Origin of the sequence: Cytophaga sp. FL35 (assembly GCF_014349235.1) — a bacterium.
Classification (GTDB): Bacteria; Bacteroidota; Bacteroidia; order Flavobacteriales; family Flavobacteriaceae; genus Euzebyella.
In genome coordinates this window covers 84,289-109,013 of the sequence record NZ_JACSOH010000001.1, presented here as the reverse complement: position 1 = coordinate 109,013, position 24,725 = coordinate 84,289, and the positions used below count along the sequence as shown (strand labels likewise).

The following is a 24,725-nucleotide window of genomic DNA, read 5'->3' as shown; positions in this document are numbered from 1 at the left end:
ATAACGGATGAAATGCATAAATTCTTATACTAATTGTTATTTTTTAACACTTCATCTTTCAGCCGTCTCTTGAGAGAAGTTGATTGTTTCATTTCGTTTGAGACTGGCATTGTTTATTTTTAGAATACCAAAATTAAAAGATGGTCAATCGAATTTTTTATCAGATATATCCTTTAGGTCTTTTGGGTGCTCCGGAAAGAAATTCTTTTGATTTTCAGCCTACCTCAAAAATTTCAAAATTAAAGCCTTGGCTTGATCATATGCTGGATTTGGGTTGTGATGCACTTTATTTAGGACCTGTCTTTGAAAGTGTATCACATGGATATGATACCGTAGATTTTTTTCGGGTTGATCGGCGATTGGGCTCCAATAAACTTTTAAAGGAATTAATAGATGTGGCGCATTCAAAAGGAATTGCGGTGGTGTTGGATGCGGTTTTCAATCATGTGGGAAGGGAGTTCTGGGCCTTTAAGGATTTGCTTAAGAATAAAAATAATTCAAGGTATAGGGATTGGTTTAAAAACGTTGATTTTTCTAAAGAAGGAGTGTTTTTAGATGGCTTTTCATATTCCGGTTGGCAAGACCATTATCAATTGGTAGAATTAAATCACGAAAACCCAGAGGTTAGAGTACACCTTTTAGAGGCTGTACGATTTTGGATTAACTTTCTTAATATTGACGGGTTACGTCTGGATACGGCAGATATTCTTGACAAAAAATTCTTAATAGAACTTTCAACTTTTACTAAAACGTTACATCCGGAATTCTGGTTACTGGGCGAGACGGTATCAGGTAATTATTTAACCTGGGTAAATGATAAAATGTTGGATTCGGTTACCAATTATGAATTGCATTCGCCTCTGTACGAATGTTTTAATAAGCACGATTTTAACCTTTTGGGTCCTTTACTACAAAGACAATCTGGTGCGCGAGGTAAGTATAGAAATGTACAGTTGTACACATTTGTAGATAATCACGATGTCAATAGGGCGTTTAGTAGTTTGATCAATAGGCAGCATTTACCATTGTTATACGCCTTACTTTTTACCCTTCCCGGTGTACCATCTATTTATTACGGTAGTGAATTTGGGTATGCGGGTACTAGGCAAGGATTTAACGATACAGAATTAAGGCCTGCCATTACCTATTCAAATAGGTGGCGAGAAGCAAAATATCCTGAAATTTTCCAAACTATTAAGCAGTTGATTTCACTAAGAAAAGAACTTCCATCGCTTGGCCATGGTAATTTTATTTTAATTGTCTTAAGGAAGAAGGTATTGGTTTTTGCCAGGGAGTTTGAAAATGAACGTATTGTGGCAGCTTATAATCTAGATAATTCTTGCGTTGAATTGAAAATGGTTCATTCTGCCTTGGAAACAACTGAAATAAAGGATGTTCTGGATAGGAACCTTAGCATTAATGTGATTAAGGGGTCATTTGTTTTGAATCTTCCACCTTTAAGCTTCAGGCTGTTGTCGGATTCAAAATGAATATTTCATTGAATTTCTCATAATATTTTTCGGTACCCGTAAATAATCGTTCAATTTTTACGAATTAAAAACTACGTATATATACGTAATTTTATAATTTGCAAGTATAAATTATTGTTGTCAAGAACCCTTAGTTTATGCATAGAGAAACTGAACATAAAACAATTTGCTCCTATTGCGGTGTTGGCTGTGGTATAAAGGTTAAAGTAGATGCAAAGGGTACCATTGGCGTTGAAGGCGATGAGGACTATCCGGTGAACAAAGGAATGCTTTGTTCCAAAGGGAAAAACCTAAACTACGTAGCGCAAGATACTACTGATAGGATTCTTTACCCACAAATGAGGTGGAGCAGAAACCATCCTATGCAAAGGGTTTCATGGGATACCGCATTTGATCGTGCCGTAGCAGTTTTTAAGAGTATTATTAATAAACATGGCCCGGATAGTGTGGGCTTTTACGTTTCAGGCCAATGCCTTACTGAGGAGTATTATTTGGTCAACAAACTTACCAAGGGGTTTATTGGCACCAATAATATCGATACCAATTCTAGGTTGTGTATGAGCTCGGCCGTTGTGGGCTACAAAAAAATCCTGGGTGAAGATTCAGTTCCTATTTCCTATGCCGATATTGAATTGGCAGACTGTTTTCTGATTGCCGGAGCCAACCCTGCTTGGTGTCATCCTATACTTTTTAGGCGAATTGAAAAACACAAGGAAGAGAATCCAGATGTTAAAATAATTGTAGTGGACCCTAGAAAGACACAGACTTGTGCTTTGGCAGACCTTCATTTACAAATATTACCGGGTACGGATGTTATTTTATTCAACGCGATAGCAAGGTGGCTCATAGAAAAGAAAAAAATTGACCGAAAATTCATAAAACAACATACGGTTAATTTTGAGGCATGTAAAGAGAGCGCATTTCAGTTGAGTTTACGAAAGGCAGCGGAACTTTGCGGAATTACCGTGGAAGAAATTCGTACTGCTGCCAGTTATATTGGCAATGCAAAAGCCTTCATTTCTATGTGGACCATGGGCTTAAACCAAAGCGTAATTGGGGTCAGTAAAAATTTGGCCCTTCTTAACCTCTCCCTATTGACGGGACAAATTGGTAAACCTGGGGCTGGCCCCTTTTCCTTAACGGGTCAACCCAACGCCATGGGGGGTAGAGAGGTAGGAGGTATGGCCAGTTTATTGGCGGCGCATAGGGATTTAGGGAACCCTAATCACAGAAAGGAAGTATCTAACTTTTGGGGAGGAAAGGAAATTTCAGGTGAAGCAGGGTATACCGCAACGGAGATGTTCGATGCTTTGGCATCTGGTAAAATGAAAGCCATTTGGATAATTTGTACAAATCCTATTGTGAGTCTTCCCAATGTGCATAAAGTGGAGAAAGCGCTGGAAAACGCCAGTTTTGTGGTGGTTCAGGATATTTCACATCATGCCGAAACTACCAAATATGCAGATTTGTTATTACCGGCAGCCGGATGGTTAGAGAAAGAAGGTACGATGACCAATTCAGAACGTCGTATCAGTTACCTTCCCAAGGTCATAGACCCTCCCGGGGAAGCCATGGCAGATGCGGAAATTCTATGGCGCTTTGCCCAGAAAATGGGCTATAAGGGATTTGATTATTCCAATGCTAGTGAAGTATATGATGAGCATTGTCTATTGACCAAGGGCACCAATATTGATATTTCAGGATTATCGTATGAACGTCTACAAAATGAAGGTAGTTTTCAATGGCCCGTTCCGCATAAAGAACATATGGGTACTCCAAGATTGTTCACGAATCGTAAGTTTTTCACCAATGATGAAAAATCGCACTTTAATGCTCCGCCCAAACTGTATAATCAGTCCGAGAAAACAGATGGACGATATCCACTTATTTTAAATACCGGCCGGGTTAGAGATCAATGGCATACCCGAACCAAGACGGGAAAGGTGAAAAGATTGCTCACCCACATTCCGGAACCTTACTTGGAAATGAACAAAGTAGATGCCTACCTAAGAGGGCTTAAAGAAGGTGATGTAGCTACTGTAAAGAGCCGTAGGGGAGAAGTACAGGTAAAGGTCAAGGTAAATTATGACATAAGGGAGCAGGTGGTCTTTTTGCCCATGCACTGGGGCAAGGTATTGAACAATGATTTTGGTCGTGCCAATAACATGACGAATGATTTAGTAGACCCCATTTCCAAGGAGCCGGATTTTAAATATTGTGCCGTTCAGGTCGCCAAATATGTAAAGCCGAAACAAAAAGTGGTGGTTATAGGAGCGGGAGCCGCTGCCTATAGGTTCGTTCAAACCTACCGTTCAAAAAATAAGAGTGATGAAATTCATGTGTTCTCCAAAGAAAAAGACCCATTCTATAACAGGGTTTTGTTGCCTGAATATGTAAGTGAAGAGCTTTCGTGGGAAGCTCTCGAAAAACTTAAAAAGGGAGAAGTACAAAAATTGGGTATCAGTTTACATTCCGGGGTGGGAATAAAAAAGTTGGATAAGGAGAATCAGGAAGTGGTAGATGATTTGGGCGTAACGCATACCTATGATATTTTGATAATGGCTACGGGAAGTCGTGCTTTTGTACCCAATGATGTACCAATAAATTTACCAGGGAGGTTTACTATGAGGGAACGTGGAGATGCGGATAGACTACGTTCCTATCTCCAAAAAACAGGTTTGCCAGAAGAGGAACAGCACGTGGTCATAGTGGGTGGCGGACTTCTGGGACTGGAATTGGCTGCAGCACTCAAAAAGCGTAAAGTACAGATAAGTATTATTCAGCGAGCGCCACGATTAATGGAGCGACAATTAGATCGAGTGGCCAGTAACCTACTGGCACAAGATGTGATGGAACGAGGAATCAAGGTCTATTTTGATAATGAGGTGAGTACCGTTTTTGAAGAAAAGGACAGTAAGAACTATTTGTCCGTTACCTTAAAAACCGGGCGAACCATAAAATGCAATGCAATCGTCTATGCTATAGGTACAAGGCCAAATATTGAATTGGCCAAAACATCAAACTTATTGACCAGTAGAGGGGTTATTGTCAATGAGTATTTGCAGACCGATCAGCCCAACATATTTGCCCTTGGGGAAATAGCCGAGTTTAAAAATTCCCTTTTTGGAATAACCTCTGCCGCGGAACAACAGGCAGATATTGCAGCCAGGTTTATCTTGGGGGACTATGGTAGCTACTACAACGGGTCCATTCTTATGAATATTTTAAAATTTGAGGATTTAGACCTTTGTAGTTTAGGTATGGTAAATGCGCCTTCCTCTGATGCTTCTTTTGAAGAAATTATTTTTATGGATGTAAGCAAAAGGTATTATAAAAAGTGTATTGTACAGAATGACATCCTAAAAGGGGCTATTTTGATGGGCGATAAGAACGAATTTGCAGAATTTAAAAGACTAATTGAAGAAGAAATTGAACTAAGTGAAAAAAGAGAGGAATTGCTAAGGGGCAATAATACTTCAGTGCCTTTAAAGGGTAAAATGGTGTGTTCCTGCAGTCAGGTAGGGGAAGGAAATATTATTGACACCATTAGAGGAGGATGTGAGGATTTTGGTCAGTTGTGTTCGCAAACTGGTGCCGGACTCGGTTGTGGTAGTTGTAAACCGGAAGTACAGGAAATTTTATCGGCCCAGTTGAAAACTGCGGTCAATTAAAACTATAGGTCATATGACAAATGATAATCTGCATAGAATAATGCTTAAAGGAGGGGTAACCTCCCCGGGCGAACTGAAGGATTGTATTGCCATGCTGGAGGCCGCAGGTCTTAAAGAGGTTCATTTTGGTTCTAGGCAAGATCTATTGTTTCCATTAAATACCTCGGAGGATTATAAGGAAATAACGTCTAAATTCAATGTTAATATAGAAGCGAACAGAAGCTTTCAAAATATAGTTTGTTCTTATGTTTCCGCCGATATTTTTGATATGACGCATTGGCTTAAAGGGTCTACCTATCTGTATATTTTGGAGGGGTTTGACTTTAAGCCCCAGCTTAAAATCAATATTACCGATCCAAAACAGAGGTTGGTTCCCTTGTTTAGTGGCAACCTAAATTTTATTGCTTCGGAAAATGAAGATTATTGGTACTTGCATATCAAATTACCCCATTGGAAAGACTCAGACTACTACCCTGTTTTAATTTATAGTTGGGATATTGTAAAAGTCACCAAAGCAATAGAAGAGTTTCAAATAGAGGCGGATAATGTAGAGGAGCTGTCTTTTTACATTCACAAACAGTTGGACACCAATAGTAGGACCATAGATAAACCTCTGGAGATTCCGTATATCAAATTTCCCTATTACGAAGGTATGAATCGTATGGGCCTTGACCAGTACTGGTTAGGTCTCTATTGGCGAAACAATAAGTACGACCTTTATTTTTTAAGGGAGCTATGTGGATTTTGTTTGAATAACAGCATTGGTAAAATCTGTATTACCCCATGGAAATCCTTTATAATTAAAGGCATAAAAAAAGAATCAAGACCAGAATTGGAAAGGTTCTTAGGGCAAAGGGGTATTAACATTAGGCATTCTCAACTAGAGATGAACTGGCATCTTCCTGTGGATGATGAAGAAGCTATGGAATTGAAAAAGTTTTTGGTGAGGAGTTTTGATCAGAATGATATTAGCACCTATGGCCTAACCTTTGGTATAAGCAATGATGTGGGCAAGCGTTCCCATTTTGCATCGGTCATTATCGAAAAAAATGCTCCGCCATCCATTGTAAAGGATTTTGAGGTAAGGCCAACATACAACGTACTTCACTTTGAAAATTTTGACCCTAATTCCCTTAAATATCAGGCGTTGGCCCAAGATGTGGATAAGATTGAATTACCTGGGTTATTGATGGAGTTAAGTAAGAAATACTTTGAGCAGTTGGGCTTTGCTTCTGGGGTTTCTGCAACTTTGGAAAACAAAAGCGAAAAAGACAAGGAAGCCCGTACAGTGTATCAATGCTCTAAATGTCTTACGGTTTTTGATGAATCCTATGGGGATGAAAAGTCTGGAATACCTGCTGGAACCACTTTTGAAAATTTACCAAGTAATTATATATGCCCTGTTTGCGAAGGGCCAAAAAGCAATTTCTCAAGTGTTAGCCTCGAGATTGCATAAAAAAAAGCGGCCCCAAAAATTTCGGAACCGCTTCATGATTAAGTTGAGTGTATAACTTTACATCGCTGTATTCTCGGAGGGTGATTGAGCTTCAGCGGTTGATGTTGCTTTCATTTTTCTAACCCAGAAGAATAAAATTGTAAATAGTACAATTAGTATAATTGGGAAAATTGTGAGTGTTTGCATGGTTTGTTGACCGGCCACTAATTCCAATTCATCTCCAGTAAGACCTCTAGCAGCTACTTCTTTAAGGTCGTTATCGATCCATCTTCCCGTAATTGGTTGGAAAATAGTTTGGGAGAACATACCAACACCACCCATAATAGACAGTCCCAATGCTCCACTTTTTGGAATTTTATCAGCAACAAAGCCAAGCATATTAGGCCAGAAATAAGCAACACCCAAAGCAAAAAAGATGGCAGCTACATAGGCCATTGCACCGGTTTGTGTACTAAATAAATAGATTCCTACGGCAGCTAGTACTGCTGATCCCAATAATACTCCGGTTTGGTCAAATTTATGAACCATTTCTCCACCAAAATAACGGGCCACTGCCATAATTCCCGTAACCAATGCCAAAATTAACATGGGTTGGGCCCCGCTTTTAGCAAGGATAATGCTGGACCATTGTTGCGGTACAAATTCCGAAGCAGCGGTTAATGCCATACAAACTACCATGAAAAGGAACAGGGGCGAAAGCATTGCCTTGAAATTTCCAGAGAGAGTAGCCCCTTCTTCCACTTTTGCTTTTGGCCAGGCTTGACCAAAATATAAATAAGCATAGATCAAAGTAGGAATCATTATGATCCAAATTTGGGTTTCCCAGCTCATGCCCCAATCGGTCATAAATTTGGAAATTAAACTACCAATTACGATACCTCCTGGGAACCACATGTGAAAACGGTTCATCATTTTACTCATTCGGGTACCTTGGTAGGCATCTGCAATCATTGGGTTACAAGCGGCTTCAGTACATCCATTACCTAGCCCTATTAACAAAGTGGATATAAGAAGGCCTGTATAACTTCCCGAATAAATAGTAAGGATAATACCCAATGCATGGGCAAAAAAGGCAAATTGCATAATAGCTTTACCGCCCACCTTATGGTAAATCAATCCACCGATGACCATAGATATGGGGAAGCCTAAAAACCACATGGAGTTGATAAACCCTAGTTGTTCTGCGGTTAAACTTAATTCTTCTCCTAATTGAGGTAAAATACCAGCCCGTATACTAAAGGAAAAGGCTGTGGTAATCAATGCAAAGCAACTTGCATAAAAGAGTCTGTTGGCATTGGTTGCCGACACATTACTTGATGTTTCCATAAGGTTTTATTTGGTTTATTGTTTTAAGTGTTCTCTTTCCGAATTGCATCCAATAAACAGGATTTTTTACGAAAATTGCAACGAAAGATAATTCAAAAATCCTTAATTGATAAAAAAAAAGCGCTTTAACCGATAAAATAGTCAAGTGTTTAAAATTGATAAGGACAATTTTCTAAGGTCTATAGCAGTCCATTCTATTCATAAAAAACTCAATTGCAGAACTTAAGCGTTTCATCACGGTTTTATTTTCATAACGTAAGGAACGATAAATGTAAAAACCCAATATCTCAAACGATTGAGTGCGATATTATTTATATATTCACGACATTATTGTTTAAAATCCAAATTCAACTTAACAAAGCTGAGAAATGAAAAATTCTAACAAGAAAAAACAAAAAACGCAACTTCTTTCCAATACCAGAAGAGGTTTCGTTAAAAATACCGCTCTTTTTACTGGAGGTGCCATGCTCTTGCCCAATTTGCAAATGAATGCAATGGTTAATGTCCTAAATGATAAAAAACTTAAAATAGCCTTGGTAGGTTGTGGAGGTAGGGGAACTGGAGCTGCTGTGCAGGCCTTGAACGCTGATGATAATGTGGAATTGGTAGCTATGGCCGATGCTTTTGAAGATCGACTTAAAAGTAGCCTTATGAACATTACCAAAGCTATGGGGGAGTCCAAAAAAGTTAAGGTAAAGGAGAAGAATCAGTTCGTAGGTTTTGATGCTGCCCAAAAGGCGATGGATTTGGCAGATGTGGTTATTTTGGCTACCCCTCCGGGGTTCCGCCCACAACATTTTGAGTATGCCATTAACAATGGTAAGCACGTCTTCATGGAAAAACCTGTCGCCACTGATGTACCGGGGGTTCGTAAAGTCTTGGCCGCAGCAAAAAAAGCCAAAGAGAATAAATTAAATGTGGTTGTAGGTCTTCAGCGCCATTATCAGGACAACTATCTTGCAGCCTTGGACCATTTAAAAAAGGATGCCATAGGCTCCATAGTTTCCGGCCAGGTTTATTGGAACAGTGGTGGGGTTTGGGTGCGCGAAAGACAGCCAGGCCAAACGGAATTAGAGTACCAAATGCGTAACTGGTATTATTTTAATTGGTTGTGCGGCGATCATATATTGGAACAGCATATTCATAACATTGATGTTGCCAACTGGTTTATTGGTGAATATCCTATTTCTGCCCAAGGTATGGGGGGTAGACAAGTTAGGACAGGTAAGGACCACGGTGAAATTTATGATCATCATTTTGTGGAATTCACTTATCCCAGCGGGGCGGTAATTGCTAGCCAGTGTAGACATATGCCTGAAACAATGAGCAGGGTTTCGGAATTTTTCCAAGGAACCAAGGGAACGGTATCCACTGAGGGTGATAATGCTACTCTAAAAGATTGGAGCGGTAAAACTATTTTTGAACACCGAGGAAAAGATGATCCAAATCCCTATCAGGTAGAACATATAAAACTTTTTGAATCCATAAGAAACGGAGGAGTTATTGCAGATGCCGAAAACGGTGCCAAGAGTACCATGAGTGCTATAATCGGTAGAATGGCTACTTATAGTGGTAAAGTAATTAAGTGGGAAGAGGCCATGCAGTCCAATTTGGCCTTAGTTCCGGACAATCTAACTTGGGACTCCCAAGCGCCAGTACAACCAAACGCAGATGGAATGTATGATATTCCTACTCCAGGAAAAACTACCGTAATATAAATAGCTTTTCATGCAATTGAATAACGTATTTAAGTCCCTGCTTCTGGCAGGGACACTTTTTTTATCTTGTAAGGAAGATAAAAAAGTTGAGGAAAAAAAGGCCGAACTGGATAAACCCAATATCATTTATATATTGGCAGATGATTTAGGCTACGCGGAATTGGGCGTTTACGGGCAAGAAAAAATTGAAACACCCAATATAGACCTTTTGGCGAAAGAGGGAATGATGTTTACACAACATTATAGCAGTGCACCGGTTTGTGCTCCGGCAAGGTATATGATGCTCACTGGTAAGCATGCGGGGCACGCCTATATTCGTAGCAATTCTGAATGGAGAGAAAGAGGTGCTGTATGGGATTATAGAGCCATGGCAAAAGATTCTACTTTAGAAGGTCAAGGCCCCATGCCAAAAAACACCGTAACTCTTGCACATAAATTAAAAGATGTGGGTTACACCACTGGTATTGTTGGCAAATGGGGATTAGGTGCCCCACATACCCATTCTGTTCCCAATGATATGGGATTTGATTTTTTCTATGGTTTTAATTGCCAACGCCAAGCACATACCTACTATCCTTTACATCTATATAAAAATAGGGAACGGGTTCATTTGGCAAATGATACTATTGCACCTAACACAAAACTGGAAAAAGGGGCTGATTCCAACGACCCTAAAAGTTATGCAAACTATACCCTTACGGATTATGCGCCTGACTTAATGTTTCATGAGATTACCAATTTTGTGGCTAATAATAAAGAAAAACCATTTTATCTCTACTGGGCTACACCAATTCCGCATGTGGCCCTACAGGCACCCAAGAGATGGGTAGATTATTATGAAAAGAAATTTGGTGATGAGGAGCCTTATTTAGGGGAGATAGGCTACTTTCCTCATAAAAACCCACATGCTGCTTATGCGGCCATGGTATCCTATTTGGATGAAAATATTGGTAAATTGGTTAGGCAACTAAAAGACGAAGGTATTTATGACAATACATTAATTGTTTTTACTTCGGATAACGGACCTAGTTATGCGGGAGGGGCAGACCCTAAGTTTTTTGAGAGTGCCAAGCCTTTTCGTGGGGAACACGGGAGAGGTAAAGGTTATTTGTACGAGGGAGGAATTCGAGTTCCTATGATTGCCAGTTGGCCAAATAAAATAAAAGGTGGAACTAAAAGTGATTTGCCCTCTGCCCATTATGATATGCTTGCCACCTTTGCCGAAATTACGGGATTTGAAACACCTGAAGTATCCGATGGAATAAGCATGTTGCCAACAATGATAGGTAGAAAAGACCAACAGAAGCACGATTTTATGTATTGGGAATTTCCTAGCTATGGTGGGCAAGTTGCCATACGTATGGGTGACTGGAAGGTGGTGAGGCAGAATTTGTCCAATGAAAAACCCGCAACGTTGGAACTGTATGATTTAAAGAATGACCCTACCGAAGAGAATGAGGTGGCAAGTGAACATCCAGAAATCATTCAAAAAGCAGCCGATATTTATGAAAGGGAGCGACAGACCCCTGAATTGGAACACTTTAAAATTCCTTTAATTGAGAATGGACTCATTGCAGAAAATAACGATTAAATTTACGTCTCAATAAAGATTAAATATGAAAGTTTTGTTTCGATTAGCAACGGCGTTCGTGGTTGTTTTACTTTTTGTTCAATGCAAGGATAACCCCAAAAATAAAATAACTGAAAAAAAGGTCGTAGCAGAGAGAAATGCCGTTGAACCGGTGCAAGTGGATACTTCTGTAATTAAGAAAAGGCCAGAGGACATTGAGACTCCTCCTGGAATGGTTTGGATTTCAGGGGAGGTTTTTAAGCAAGGGGCGGTTCCTCAGGACCAAATGGCTATGGGCCACGAAAAGCCGGCACATAAAGTTGCTGTAGACGGTTTCTTCATAGATGCTACAGAAGTGACCAATAATGCTTTTAAAAAGTTTGTGGATGAAACTGGCTATGTTACGGTCGCCGAAAGGGAAATTGATTGGGAAGAAATGAAAAAACAGCTTCCTGAAGGTACCCCAAGGCCACATGATTCCATTATGCAACCGGGCTCCTTAACTTTTAAAAAGGCCAAATCTACAGTAGCCAATCTCTATGACTTTTCGCAATGGTGGAAATGGACCATAGGAGCTAATTGGCGTCATCCCAATGGACCGGAAAGTGACATAAAGGGAAAAGGCAATTATCCCGTAGTACATATCGCTTATGAAGATGCACTGGCTTACTGTGAATGGGCCAATAGAAGATTACCTACGGAAGCGGAATGGGAATTGGCCGCTAGGGGAAATCATAAGAACACCACCTATTTTTGGGGTGATGAAGACAAGTCATTAGATGAGCAGGCGAATACTTGGGAAGGCGAATTTCCCGTCATTAATACTAAAGCAGACGGTTATGAAGATAGGGCTCCCGTTAAATCGTACCCTCCCAATGACAATGGTTTATACGATATGGCTGGTAATGTCTGGGAATGGACACAGGATTGGTATAATACCAATTACTACCAAGAGATTAAAAATCAAGGAGTAGTGCCTAAAAATCCACAGGGCGCAGCATCGGCTTATAATGAGCGTGACCCGTATGCAAGGGAAAAGGTAATGAAAGGCGGTTCTTTTCTATGTAATGCGTCCTATTGTGCCAGTTATAGGATATCTTCAAGAATGGCAACTAGTTTGGACTCTTCCTTGGAGCATTTGGGATTCAGGACTGTGGCCTCTGCGGAAATGATTAAGAATCAGTAACAGTATTAGTTTAATGGAATTTTTAGATAGTTTTAAATCAGAACTGGAAGTGGTTTCCCCAGGGAGAATCAATTTGATCGGTGAGCATACGGACTATAATATGGGATATGTCTTGCCCACGGCCATAGAGAAGAACATTACCTTCAATTTTCAAAAAAATGGCACTACGGACACCTGCAGCGTATACAGCAAAACCTTTGATACTGGTTTTGAGTTCAATTTAAAGGAAGTGGCCAGGAGTGAAGTTGAATGGAGAAACTATATTCTTGGGGTGGTCAATGAAATTCAAAAGCGTACAAACCGGCTCCAAGGGTTTGATTGTATCTTGGAGAGTAATTTGCCTACTGGTTCCGGATTAAGTTCTTCGGCAGCTTTGGAATGTGGTTTGGCCTTTGGTTTGAATGAGCTCTTCAACTTAGGGCTTACCAAATTGGAGATGGTTCAGCTTTCCCAGACAGCTGAACATACCTATGCGGGAACGCAGTGCGGAATCATGGACCAATTTGCATCCGTAATGAGCAAGGAAGGCCATGTAATACTATTGGATTGTCAATCCTTGGAAAGTAATTATATACCCATTAACCTGTATCCCTATAAAATCATACTTCTGAATACCAAGGTTTCGCATAATTTGGCTACCAGCGAATATAATGTCAGAAAAAAAGAGTGCGAGGAAGGAGTGGAAATTATTCAAAGGAAATATCCCAAAGTAAGGTCGCTACGTGATGTTACTCCGGAGATTTTGGATGCTTGTAAGATGGATTTGCCGGAGGTGATTTATAAAAGGTGTTCTTTTATTATTGCTGAAAACAAACGAGTGCTAGATATGACCGAGCACTTGAAAAAGAATGAACTTGAACGAGTTGGGAAGTTGCTCTATGAAGCTCACGAAGGTATTAGTTCCTTCTATGAAGTAAGCTGTCCTGAATCCGATTTTTTGGTAGAGTTTTCAAAAAAATATGATACCGTACTTGGTGCACGACAGACCGGTGGTGGTTTTGGGGGCTGTACGTTGAATATCGTACACCAAAATGGAGTTGAAGCTTTTATTAAGGAAGCGTTTGCGGCCTACAAAAGCAAATTTGATATAGAACTGGAACCTTTTGAAGTGAAACCTACGGGAGGAACTTCGGCCAAGGAACTCGTTTAATTTATAGAGGCGTTTAATAACGCCTCTTCCAGTTCAGTCTTTTTATGCCTACTTAAAGGAATCTTTTCTCCGCAAACCTCTACATGCTGGCTGTTATATCTGTCCACCCTGTTTAGGTTAATAATGTAGGATTTATGAATTCGCATAAATTCATCCTCCGGCAATTGTGTCAAAAAGCTTTTCATGGTACTTAAAACCAAAAGCGAGGTATCATCGGTAATAATCTTTAAATAATCACCTAGGCCTTCTATCCATTTTATATCTTTAAGGAATACTTTTATACGTTTAAGCTTACTGTTAACATAGATGTGTTTTTCCTCATCACTATTAACGCCAATGGTACGGAACAATGCTTTTTGAACTGAAGTATTAAAACGTTCTGAATTGATGGGCTTCATCAAATAATCTGTGACATCATAATCAAAAGCTTGCATGGCATACTCAGGTTTTGAGGTAATGAGAATGATTTGAGGCCTGTTTCCTAATGTTTCTATAAACTGAAATCCGTTGATTACGGGCATTTCGATATCTAGAAAAATAAGGTCGATATCATCATTGGGAAGTCCTTTCTGAGCTTTAATTCCGTTTTCATATTCTGAAACCAAAACTAAGTTCTTGTGGTTGTTTATCAGTTTGTTTACGGCAGTCCTTTGCATTTTGGAATCGTCAATGACTGCACATTTTAAGGTTTGGATACTCATAATGTAAATTCATGGATAGATGGAAATAATACCTGAGTACACTGATAAGTTGACTGAAGTAACGAGTTTCCCCCCTATCGCTCGCCTTGTAGTACAAATATAAGACTTTAAGTATATCTTTTAGATATTGTCTTAAGTCAGCTTTGGAAAAGGGAAATGGTTTTATTGGTCTTTTCAATTTGGTCTTCAACCACAGTTTTTTTGGGTCAAATTCCAAGAGCATTCATTAATGATGGCCTTCTTTTTCTACTAATAGGCATTTGTTTGCCGTCTACCTCTACGATAGCATGGTTCAGATTTTCCACGCGGTCTACATTTATAATATAGGATTTATGTATTCGAATGAACTGTTCCGTAGGCAGCTGTTTTTCAAAAGCCTTCATAGAACTTAAAACCACGTGATTGCTAGTTTTGGTAACTAGCTTAATATAGTCTCCCAAGGCTTCTATCCACTTAATATCACTAAAATTAATTTTCACCTTTCTAAAATTACTTTTAACAAAAAGATGTGCATTGTTTTGAGAATCTGCTTTAAGCTTTAAGTTATTTTTTACTCTGGTAATCGCTCTGGTAAAGCGTTCCTTGTTTAAAGGTTTAAGAAGATAGTCCGTAACGTTGTACTCAAATGCTTTCACGGCATATTCAGCTTTATCGCTTATAAGTATAATTTCGGGTGTATCCTTATAAAAATCCAGTAGATCAAACCCATTGATCAAAGGCATCTCTACATCCAAGAATATTAAATCAGCCAACTGGTTTACATGTTCACCCTTTGCTTGTATGGCGTTTCGGTAACTTCCTATTAGCTCTAAACTACTGTTATTTTTAATTAAATTCTCTAGTTGGTTTCTATGCGTTTCCGAAGCGTCTATTACGGCTATTTTTAGTTTTTCCATTCTTTCGGTGTTTAGGTCTTTCTAGTACCTACGAAATTGAAATACAGGGGTTTTATTTTAACAAAATTTTATGAAATTGAAATTCAAAATTTCTTGGCAGTTAATGAGCACTGCATATCTGTAAGTATTGAAAATAAATATCGACCTATTGCTATAACTTTTAATAACTTTTGGGGAATGTTTTTTCAAAAAAGTTACATTTGTTTTTTAATCTAAAAATGAGCTTTTGATTATGGCTGAGAAGATAGAAAGAGTAAAGACTTTAATAGTTGGTTCGGGCCCTGCGGGATACACAGCGGCTATTTATGCATCTAGGGCAGATTTGAAACCAGTTCTTTACACAGGTATGGAACCTGGTGGGCAGTTGACTACCACTACGGAGGTCGATAACTTTCCAGGATATCCGGAAGGGATTGATGGGCCAACAATGATGGTTCAGCTGCAACAGCAAGCAGAAAGGTTTGGTACTGATGTACGTATAGGTCTCGTGACGGGAGTGGAGTTAAGTGATGATATAGGAGGTATACACAAATTGACCATAGACAATAGCAAGGAAATTGAGGCTGAAACGGTTATTATTTCAACCGGGGCATCTGCCAAATACCTTAATATTCCTAGTGAACAACGTTTAAGAGGTGGTGGGGTATCCGCCTGCGCCGTTTGTGATGGGTTCTTTTACAAAGGACAGGATGTGGCCATAGTGGGTGCTGGAGATACCGCGGCTGAAGAAGCTTCCTATTTAGCTAATATCTGTAATAAAGTTACCATGTTGGTGAGAAAGGATTATATGAGAGCTTCAAAAGCAATGCAGCATAGGGTAAATAGCTTGGAAAATATAGAAATCAAATATAACACTGAGGTTGATGAGGTTTTGGGAGACCAGGTAGTAGAAGGCTTACGTGTTGTAAATAACCAAACTGGTGAAAAAGAGGATATTTCTATCACAGGCCTCTTTATAGCTATTGGTCACAAACCAAATACCGATATTTTCAAAGGGCAGTTAGATATGGATGAAACTGGCTATATCATTACCAAGGGAAAATCTACCAAGACGAATAGACCTGGTGTTTTTGCCAGTGGTGATGCACAGGATAAGGAATACAGGCAAGCCGTAACTGCAGCCGGTACCGGATGTATGGCTGCCTTGGATGCCGAAAGATATCTGGCTACGGTAGAAACCGAGAAGGAAGTGGTTTCTTAAATTTGAAACAGATATAGAATAAGAAATCCGGCCCTACAGCCGGATTTTCTATTTTTGGTTCATTTGGGTTATTGCCCTAATCAATTCGTTTATAGTTTTCTGAGAATATTCTATTGCCATCTTGATCAAGTGATATTTGGCTATAGGTATCATCATCCAACACGAGTTCAAATTTAAAGGAGTCTATCGTGTCCTGGATACTCATCATTACTTTTGAACCATATTCCAAGCGCTCTTCCAAGCTGTTGGCAGAAGTTTTGTAGGAACCATAACCAAACCATTCGTTAGGGTCATCCGGTGAATAGCGTGTCCACATAACTTTACCTTTACTGTAAATTTTTACTTGTTGGTAACCATTGGTATTATGAATGGTATCTAAAACGCTACCGTCTTCCCAATTGTAACGGTTTATAAGTTCCCAAGTGCCCTCTAACGTAGGGGCCGTTTGAGGTTTTGAAGATGTATATAACGTGGCCGAGACCAAAAATAACATCAAGAAAACCAATCCGAATAGTTTTTTCATAATCTAGTGTTTTTAAAGGATTGATATTCATTTAATCATTATTAAGTTACAATATTTTTTTCAATTTATTAACGGAATAGGCTTTTTTGTTGTAAATCAATAATAGGGTGTTTAGGTATTTGGTTTTATTAGGAATACAACCTAAAGGCAAAAAATCGTGATTAAAATAATAATCGCTATTTAAAATTTATGTTTTGCTAATTATTCTTAAAAATGATAGGTTTCATTAACGTTTTGTTATATTTAATTTAAACTAATTAACTAAAAGTTATATGAGAAACATTTTCATTGCCATTTTTGCCATCATGTGCATTCAGGCTTCATGGGGGCAAATGATTTCTGGAACCGTATCGGATACTAATGGAGAACCCTTGCCAGGAGTTACCATTATAGTATCTGGAACGCGTAGGGGAGCAACCACTAATTTTGATGGGGAGTACTCCATTAGTGCAAGTAGTGGTGATATTTTACAGTTTACCTATATTGGTATGAAAGCCAAAACAGTTACTGTAAGTAATCAATCGGTCATTAATATTGTATTGGAAGAGGATTCCGAGCAATTGGATGAGGTCGTCGTTACGGCTTTTGGTCTAGAAAAGGAGACGAAGAGTTTAGGATACGCTGTTCAAAAAGTGGATGCGGAAGAATTAAACTTGGCTGGGCAGGTAAATCCTCTTGAATCGCTGCAAGGGCGTGTGGCCGGGGTACAAATTAATAGGACCTCTGGATCAGCAGGTGGCGGAGTGGATATCTTGATAAGAGGGGTAACTTCAGTAAATCCAGGCAGGGATAACCAGCCATTGATCATCGTGGATGGTATAGCCCTAAACAATGATACTTTTACAGGTAATGTTTTGCCAAGTGCTGGGTCAAATGCTACGGGCAGTTCAGAACAGTTTGCCTTTTCAAACAGGGCCGGAGATTTAAATCCCGAGGACATAGCAAGCTTTAATGTGTTGAAAGGAGCAGCAGCAACTTCCTTATATGGGATTAGAGCTTCCAATGGGGCAATTGTCATTACAACTAAGAAAGGTAAGCAAGGTAAGGTTAGGGTGGGAGTCACCGCCTCAACTACGGTAAGAGAGGTTAAGAAAACCCCCACCTTGCAAACAACCTATCGAGAAGGTAATAGAACTACTAAAATTCCTGCTGTTGAAGATCCTACTCAGCCTAATGGCTATAATTATTATGCAGGGTTCTCATTTTATGCTTGGGGTGTTCCATATACGGACGATTCCTTTACTTTAGAGGATGGAACGGTTATAGATCTCAGTAATGATCGTTTTTATGACCCTCATGATTTTTTTAGAACAGGGATCAACACCCAAGTTAACTTCAACCTTAGTGGGGCTACTGAAAAGTTAGATTATTACTTTTCTGCTGGGCGTAGCAGCGACCAAGGAATTGAACCTAATACTTCATACGATAAGACCAATTTTAGATTTAAAGGGGGGTATAAGGTGAACGATAAATTCAATATCAATTCATCTATTGCTTACACCAACTCCGGTGGTTCTAGAGGTACGGGAGGTGATAAGTCTATATATAGTTCTCTTTCTTATTGGGCGGCTACTTTTGATATTAATGATTATTTATTGCCAGATGGTAGTGAAAAGAATTATTCTGATGGTATTATTGACAATCCCAGATATTTAGCTGAAATGAGTAATCTTGAGGACGATGTTAATCGCTGGGTTGGAAATGTTACTTTAAATTGGAAGCCTGCCGACTGGGCAAACATATCCTATGCTATTCAAGTAGATAACTATTCTGATTTGAGAAACAGGTTTGTTCCGCCAGATGTTGATGCCGGATCCCAGGTTGGAGGCTTTTTGGTTAATGAAAATATTAACTTTTTTGGCTTGGAATCAAATCTTCTGGCCACATTTACTAAAGATTTTTCAGATGATTTTACAACCACGTTGACAGCAGGTCATCAAGTTTCGGATACTAAAACTGACTATAGCTTTATTCGTGGAGAAGGCTTTAACATTCCAGACATTAAGGAAATTAGCAATACAACCAATCTTTTTGGAGATAAAACGGTTACTCAGTTGAGAAATGTGGGAGTCTTTGGGGATTTAAGATTTGAGTACAAGGATAAGTTGTTTTTATCGGTAACCGGTAGAAATGACTGGATTTCCGTAATGCCCCCACAGAATAGATCTTTCTTTTATCCATCAGTCAGTATGTCTTATTTATTCAACGATTTAATTGATCCTAATGGGAACGTCCTAACTTTTGGAAAATTGAGAGGCTCTTGGGCTCAGGTAGGTAAAGGACCCAATTTTGGACAGATAGGTCAATACTTTATTAAAGATAATGACTTTCCGTTTGGAGGTGCTGGAGGATATAGAGCCAGTACCCAATTTGGAGACCCCGATTTAATTCCGGAAAGAAATAATACTACGGAGGTTGGAGCTGATGTACGTTTTTGGAACAATAGGATCAGATTAGATTATTCTTATTATAACACCAAGGTATCCGACCAAATTTTCCCTGTAGGTTCCGCCTATTCTTCTGGGCTTTCAAGCATCATAAGAAATGCTGGGGATTATGAAACTTGGGGTCACGAATTATTGTTGAGTGCAAAAATTGTAGATCAAGATAAATTTAAATGGGAGTCAATTGTTAACTTTTCAACAACAGGAGGGGAAGTTACGGCAATACCTGAAGACCTTGATGAAATTATCTTCTTTGATGATTGGATAACAGGAAAAGCTAAGGTTGGAGATGCCCTAGGTACTTTATATGGATGGGTTTTTCAAACCGCGCCAAACGGAGAACGTTTTGTTGATGACGGAGGAAATTGGGTAGTTACAGGCTCGGAAAACGAAGGTTATTATTTTGAGGGAGATAATGCCAAGGTAAAAGTAGGAAACGCTTTTCCTGATTACGTACTTTCCATGTCAAATTACTTTACCTATAAAAATTTAGGACTTAATTTTTTGGTTGAGTATAAAGCTGGAGGAGATTTGTATGATAGAGGCTTACGTAATAATATCCGAAATGGAAATCTGGCCATTACCGAATTCCGAGATATGCCAAAGGTTTTAGATGGAGTTATGTCCGATGGTAGCGGAGGTTTTGTTCCCAATACCACCGAGACTATTATAACGGCAGATAATTTTTACAGAAGCGCATCTGTTTATAATGCAGCGTCGGAAATATTGCTACAAGACGGTTCATGGGTGAAATTGAGAACTATAGCTCTCAGTTACAATTTACCAAATAAAATATTGGACAATTTGGGTGTATCGAAGCTTTCGGTAAATCTAAATGCGAACAACATAATATTATGGACACCTTTTGATGGCTTTGATCCGGAGAGTAATCAATTTAGTGCAGGAAGCAATATCTATGGGTTTACTGGATTAACAACCCCTTTGACGCAGAATTATTCGTTAGGTCTTAATCTTGAATTTTAATATTATGAGGATAAAAAATTATATAATTGTTTTACTCGGCATATTGATTTATAGCTGTAGTGATGAATATTTTGATGTTAATGTCCCCACAGGTTCCGCAACTGAGGAGCAGTTGAGTATGGAAGATTTATTGGGACCATCTATCTACCATACTGTCATGGCCCAATATTGGGCAGAGCGCAGTTTTGGAAATTATACCCAATATTTTACGGGACAGGGAGGTACCACCATTGGACCTAGTAGTATAACCAGTACTTGGAGCGAAACCTATTTATACGCTCTTCCTAACTTAAATACCATCCTCATGAAGGCAGAGGAAACAAACTCGAACCATTACAGCGGTATCGCAAAGGTATTGATAGCCATAAATTTAGGATTGGCAACGGATAGTTATGAGAACATTCCCTATTCCGAATCCGCCCAAGGCACGGTAAATTCTAAACCTGCTTTTGATAGTCAGGAAGAAATTTATGCGAGTATCAATAGTTTGTTGAATGAGGCAATTTCGGAATTAAGTACAGAAAATGCTTCAGAATTTGCTCCTGGTTCGGGGGATATAGTTTATGGAGGAGATTCAGATAAATGGTTAAAAGCTGCCTACACGTTAAAAGCTAGGTACGCACTTCACTTGACCGAAGTAAATGGAATTCAAGCAGCGGAAGAAGCTTTGACCAATATAGAAAATGGATTTTCTTCTAACGATGATGATTTTCAAGTCTATTTTGAAGAACGAAATATAAACCCATGGCATTCAAGAGAGGTACTTGCTCCAAACACCGGAAATGTACACGATAAAATTGGTGATCAATTAGTTAGTTATATGAATGGTACAACTAGTCCATTCACCAACCCTGAGTTGCAATTTGATCCTAGGTTACCGGTCTATGCAGACAATGAAGGAGAAGAAGGTGAACCCTATAGGGGTTATGTGAGTGGTGGTGATGGTGTTTCATCTGATAACGAAGATGCTAATACTGACTTTGCAGATGCCGGGTTTTATACCTCATTAGATTCACCCATTCCCATTATAACATATGCCGAAGCCATGTTCATTAAAGCTGAAGCCGAATTTTTGATCAATGGAGGAACTACAACCTCTTCTGGAACTACAGTAACGGCATATACAGCTTACTTAGATGGAATACAGGCTAATATGGACAAACTAGGGGTTGATGGGACTAACTATTTGGCAGATTCCTCCATAGCTATGGGAGAAGGTGGTCTTATGCTAAACCATATTATGAAAGAGAAATATATAGCGAACTTTCTTAACCCTGAAACTTTTGTCGATTTCCGTAGATATGACTTTTCTTCAGATGTATTTCTAGATTTAGAGTTACCATTGGATAGTGATGAAAGTGAATTCCCAGGAGAATGGTACGTTCGTGCGGTATATCCGGACAGGGAAGAGACTCGCAATCCCGAGAATGTTTTACAATTTAAAAAATCTCCGGTAGAACCCGTTTGGTGGGATAGATAAATAATTGGTTTAAAGTTTAGGGAGGATATTGATACATTCCAAAAGATGGTCAATATCCTCTTTTTTATGGCCTGCACTCAAAACAATCCTACTCATTAATTGCGCATCTTCGTCCGGATACGGAAAACTCGTCACAATAATTTTTTGACTTTCCAGATACTCCGTAAACTGAGGGTCGGCAAAGGTGTATGCAGGATGCTCCTTCATGGTATGGAATTTCTTTGGTCTTTTCAGATGGGTAGAAAAATAGGCAATGTGTTTTCGCAATTCCCTTCTTTTTTCGCCATACAACTTTTGCGCATCTAAAAACGTGGCCAAAGAAGCTGGAGTTGCCGGACTTGCGCCGCCGAAAAATGCAGTGTTCTTTAGCTTTTTAATCCGCTCAACACTTCCAAAAATAGCTCCACCCTGTATAGCAAAGCCTTTTCCTAAGGAACAACAAACGATTAACTCTTTACAATTAAGTTCTTTTAGTTGATTGAAAACCCCACCTCCATTTTCACCAACAACTCCAATTCCATGGGAATCATCGACCACCAAAATAACCTCTTCCAAAGGCAGTGCTTTCAAGGCATTGAAATTGGGATAGTTACATCCTGAGAAGTCAATGGAGTCCAAAAATACTACTGGGGTTTCTTTATTGTTTTTAGATTCCAACTGCTCCCTGACCGCAATGTTCAAAGCCGTAAAGGTGGTAAATGGCTTAATTTTTCTTTGAAACAAGGCTGCATGGGTGTTTGGAGCGTAGAATAGGTGATGGTATTTATCATCCAACGTTTGGGCCAATAATTGTCCGGTCAAATAACCAGATGAGAGGGTAAGGGCCGCTTCACTGCCAACCAAATGGCATAAAACGTATTCCGTTTTTCGGTAAACGTCTATTTGTATGTTCGATTTTGGCGATGCCCCATAGTTGGTGCCGTATTTACGCACGTTTTGGATAAAAAGGTTTTGAAATAGCGCATCCGTTTGAAGTCCCAGGTAACCGGTACCTCCAAAATATAGGTGGGGTTCTCCTTTCACGGAAACCGTTCTCCCGGGGAATGTGTCTATTTCATATGCCATTATCGTAAGGTTATACCCGACCCGGCCAGTTCGGGATAGATAAGTTGACCATTATCCAAAATTCTAATGCCATCTGCAATATCATTTTTCAACAACAAAGGGCCGTCCATATCAACATAATCCAATTGCGGAAGCAACTGTGCAATGGCAGAAATACCAACGGTAGATTCTGTCATACAGCCTACCATTACTTTAAGTCCCATTTCCTTGGCCTTTTTGATCATGCGCAGGGCAGGGGTAAGGCCTCCGCACTTGGTCAATTTAATATTGATGCCATTAAAATGCAATCCACATCTTTCTACGTCTTGCTCTACAATACAACTTTCATCTGCAATAACCGGTAACACGCTGTTGTGAGCTACTTTTTCCATGCCTTCCCAATCATCGGCTCTTAGTGGTTGTTCTAAAAATTCTACCCCTAATTCTTTAAGCTGTGGGGCGTTTTCAATGGTCTCTTCCGCCGTCCAGGCACAATTCGCATCGATTCGGAAAAGGGCATCGCTATGTTTTCGTAATTCCCGAACAATAGCCACATCATCTTCCGTACCCAGTTTAATTTTGTAAATGGGCCATGGCATTTCTTTCATTTTCTCTACCATTTTATCAATGGGAGCTATGCCTATGGTATAGTTGGTAATGGGGTAATTTTCATTGGATGTTCCCCAAATTTTGTACAACGGTTGGTTCTCCAATCTACCATACAAGTCCCAAGCGGCAAGGTCCAAGGCACATATAGCAAAATTGGTAAGTCCCTTTTCAGTCAAGAATTTATGAAAATCTTCTGGTTTTTTAAAATCGAAGGATTCAATATCAGGACGAATATTCTCAATTTCGGCCATCATACTTTCGACGGTTATTTTGTAATAGGGATTGGAGGTACTCTCCCCAAAACCGGTTTTGCCATCCAGGGTTAGGCTTACAATTAAAGTGTCCTGAAAATCGTGCGATTCACGTGATATGCTAAAAGTGTGCTTTAGCTGTAGCACCTTTTTCTGTAAAGTTAGCTGCATACGTTAGTTTAGTTTGCACGAAGATATAAAGACCTTTTCACGCATCTAAATGTCTTCGGTCTTTTTTAAAAAAATACCCGTTGCTTAAACAACGGGTATGAATATGTGTTCAATGATGGTTGTTAGTACTGATGTACGCTACCTGAAACGGATTTTTTTTGAGAAACTTCGGGGTCGCCCGAGTATGAAATATTACCTCCACTACTGGCCTCCGCAACAAGATTTTTGGCTACCATAATTTTTACGTTGCCACCACTACTAGCTTCTGCATTACAAGATTGTACCTGTAGGTCTTTTGCATTGATGTTGCCCCCGGAACTAACATCTACGTTGCTTTGTTCCGCTTCTCCTGAAATTGTTAAATTGGCACCACTGCTGGCATCTATCATTAGGGATGTTGCATTAAGTTCAACGATCATTCGAGCCCCGCTACTACCGTCAATCTCCAAATCTCCGGAGGTAATTGAATTTTCTGCTTTTAAATAACTTCCGCTGGATGCTTTGAGCAAATCAATTTCGGGTAGGGAAACATATATTTTTTTGGTGGCCCGCCCAATATTCTCCCTCGCATGAATTTTCAGTTTGCCATCTTTGATATCGGTAGCTATCAAATCGATGATATTTTCATCGGCCTCTACCTTAATTTTATAGTTGTCCTCTTGTAAGACAATTACTTCCAGACCTTCTGAGGAGGCTATTTCGGTAAAATCATCTGATATTTCACGGTTTTCCGTTACTACGTTTCCATCTCCCGGCGTGCCGGAACCAAAATCTCCAATGTTAATGTCAAAGCCGCATGAGGAGAGGAATATGGCGACGATGAATGCAATTGCTGCGCGTACTAAAGTTGTCAT

General features: G+C 39.4%; 17 protein-coding genes. 10 read left to right on the top strand and 7 right to left on the bottom strand.

The window, feature by feature from the left end:
- The first annotated feature begins 140 nt into the window (after window positions 1–140).
- From BIZ36_RS00450 to BIZ36_RS00440, 3 genes are all read left to right on the top strand, one after another.
- A complete protein-coding gene (locus tag BIZ36_RS00450) occupies window positions 141–1,490 on the top strand; it encodes an alpha-amylase family glycosyl hydrolase (RefSeq protein WP_187455881.1) in 1,350 nt (449 codons plus the stop codon).
- Between the two features lie 137 nt (window positions 1,491–1,627).
- On the top strand, window positions 1,628–5,161 hold the full coding sequence (locus BIZ36_RS00445; protein ID WP_187455880.1) for a nitrate reductase: 3,534 nt from the start codon (window positions 1,628–1,630) through the stop codon (window positions 5,159–5,161).
- Window positions 5,162–5,174: 13 nt separating this feature from the next.
- The gene (locus BIZ36_RS00440; RefSeq protein ID WP_187455879.1) at window positions 5,175–6,617 is read left to right on the top strand and encodes a rubredoxin; all 1,443 of its coding nucleotides are present in this window, start codon (window positions 5,175–5,177) and stop codon (window positions 6,615–6,617) included.
- Between the two features lie 57 nt (window positions 6,618–6,674).
- Here the strand turns inward: BIZ36_RS00440 and BIZ36_RS00435 are convergent, their stop codons facing one another.
- Window positions 6,675–7,943: an MFS transporter gene (locus BIZ36_RS00435; protein WP_187455878.1), complete on the bottom strand. Its 1,269-nt coding sequence runs from the start codon at window positions 7,941–7,943 to the stop codon at window positions 6,675–6,677.
- A gap of 368 nt (window positions 7,944–8,311) precedes the next feature.
- Here BIZ36_RS00435 and BIZ36_RS00430 point away from each other — a divergent pair, with 368 nt between their 5' ends.
- From BIZ36_RS00430 to galK, 4 genes are read left to right on the top strand one after another with little or no spacing between them, the layout of a single operon-like run.
- Window positions 8,312–9,661, top strand: coding sequence for a Gfo/Idh/MocA family protein (locus BIZ36_RS00430; RefSeq protein WP_187455877.1), 1,350 nt, complete (start codon window positions 8,312–8,314; stop codon window positions 9,659–9,661).
- Window positions 9,662–9,671: 10 nt separating this feature from the next.
- Complete coding sequence (locus BIZ36_RS00425) at window positions 9,672–11,252, top strand: arylsulfatase (protein ID WP_187455876.1); 1,581 nt, start codon at window positions 9,672–9,674, stop codon at window positions 11,250–11,252.
- 25 nt (window positions 11,253–11,277) lie between these two features.
- Window positions 11,278–12,417 carry a formylglycine-generating enzyme family protein gene (locus tag BIZ36_RS00420; protein ID WP_187455875.1) on the top strand — a complete coding sequence of 380 codons (1,140 nt, stop codon included), beginning with the start codon at window positions 11,278–11,280 and terminating at the stop codon, window positions 12,415–12,417.
- Between the two features lie 13 nt (window positions 12,418–12,430).
- Window positions 12,431–13,567 (top strand): galactokinase, encoded by a 1,137-nt coding sequence (gene galK, locus BIZ36_RS00415; protein ID WP_187455874.1) that lies wholly within the window; start codon window positions 12,431–12,433, stop codon window positions 13,565–13,567.
- Here the strand turns inward: galK and BIZ36_RS00410 are convergent.
- Together BIZ36_RS00410 and BIZ36_RS00405 are read right to left on the bottom strand one after the other, a co-directional pair.
- Entirely contained in the window at window positions 13,564–14,268 is a 705-nt protein-coding gene (locus tag BIZ36_RS00410; protein ID WP_187455873.1) for a LytR/AlgR family response regulator transcription factor, read from the bottom strand. The genes galK and BIZ36_RS00410 overlap by 4 nt on opposite strands.
- Before the next feature lie 206 nt (window positions 14,269–14,474).
- Window positions 14,475–15,164 (bottom strand): LytR/AlgR family response regulator transcription factor, encoded by a 690-nt coding sequence (locus BIZ36_RS00405; protein WP_187455872.1) that lies wholly within the window; start codon window positions 15,162–15,164, stop codon window positions 14,475–14,477.
- 232 nt (window positions 15,165–15,396) lie between these two features.
- On the opposite strand from BIZ36_RS00405, the gene trxB reads away from it, so the two are divergent.
- Window positions 15,397–16,365: a thioredoxin-disulfide reductase gene (trxB, locus tag BIZ36_RS00400; RefSeq protein WP_187455871.1), complete on the top strand. Its 969-nt coding sequence runs from the start codon at window positions 15,397–15,399 to the stop codon at window positions 16,363–16,365.
- Between the two features lie 76 nt (window positions 16,366–16,441).
- Here trxB and BIZ36_RS00395 read toward each other — a convergent pair whose 3' ends face one another.
- The gene (locus BIZ36_RS00395; RefSeq protein ID WP_187455870.1) at window positions 16,442–16,888 is read right to left on the bottom strand and encodes a hypothetical protein; all 447 of its coding nucleotides are present in this window, start codon (window positions 16,886–16,888) and stop codon (window positions 16,442–16,444) included.
- 272 nt (window positions 16,889–17,160) lie between these two features.
- Here BIZ36_RS00395 and BIZ36_RS00390 point away from each other — a divergent pair, with 272 nt between their 5' ends.
- Both BIZ36_RS00390 and BIZ36_RS00385 read left to right on the top strand, forming a co-directional pair.
- Window positions 17,161–20,316: a SusC/RagA family TonB-linked outer membrane protein gene (locus BIZ36_RS00390; RefSeq protein ID WP_187455869.1), complete on the top strand. Its 3,156-nt coding sequence runs from the start codon at window positions 17,161–17,163 to the stop codon at window positions 20,314–20,316.
- A gap of 4 nt (window positions 20,317–20,320) precedes the next feature.
- A complete protein-coding gene (locus tag BIZ36_RS00385; RefSeq protein ID WP_222937112.1) occupies window positions 20,321–21,796 on the top strand; it encodes a SusD/RagB family nutrient-binding outer membrane lipoprotein in 1,476 nt (491 codons plus the stop codon).
- Between the two features lie 9 nt (window positions 21,797–21,805).
- Here BIZ36_RS00385 and BIZ36_RS00380 read toward each other — a convergent pair whose 3' ends face one another.
- From BIZ36_RS00380 to BIZ36_RS00370, 3 genes are all read right to left on the bottom strand, one after another.
- Window positions 21,806–22,861 carry an aminotransferase class I/II-fold pyridoxal phosphate-dependent enzyme gene (locus BIZ36_RS00380; RefSeq protein WP_187455868.1) on the bottom strand — a complete coding sequence of 352 codons (1,056 nt, stop codon included), beginning with the start codon at window positions 22,859–22,861 and terminating at the stop codon, window positions 21,806–21,808.
- Window positions 22,861–23,871 (bottom strand): dipeptide epimerase, encoded by a 1,011-nt coding sequence (locus tag BIZ36_RS00375; protein WP_187455867.1) that lies wholly within the window; start codon window positions 23,869–23,871, stop codon window positions 22,861–22,863. The genes BIZ36_RS00380 and BIZ36_RS00375 overlap by 1 nt, the downstream gene beginning before the upstream one ends.
- A 122-nt stretch (window positions 23,872–23,993) precedes the next feature.
- A complete protein-coding gene (locus BIZ36_RS00370) occupies window positions 23,994–24,725 on the bottom strand; it encodes a head GIN domain-containing protein (RefSeq protein WP_187455866.1) in 732 nt (243 codons plus the stop codon).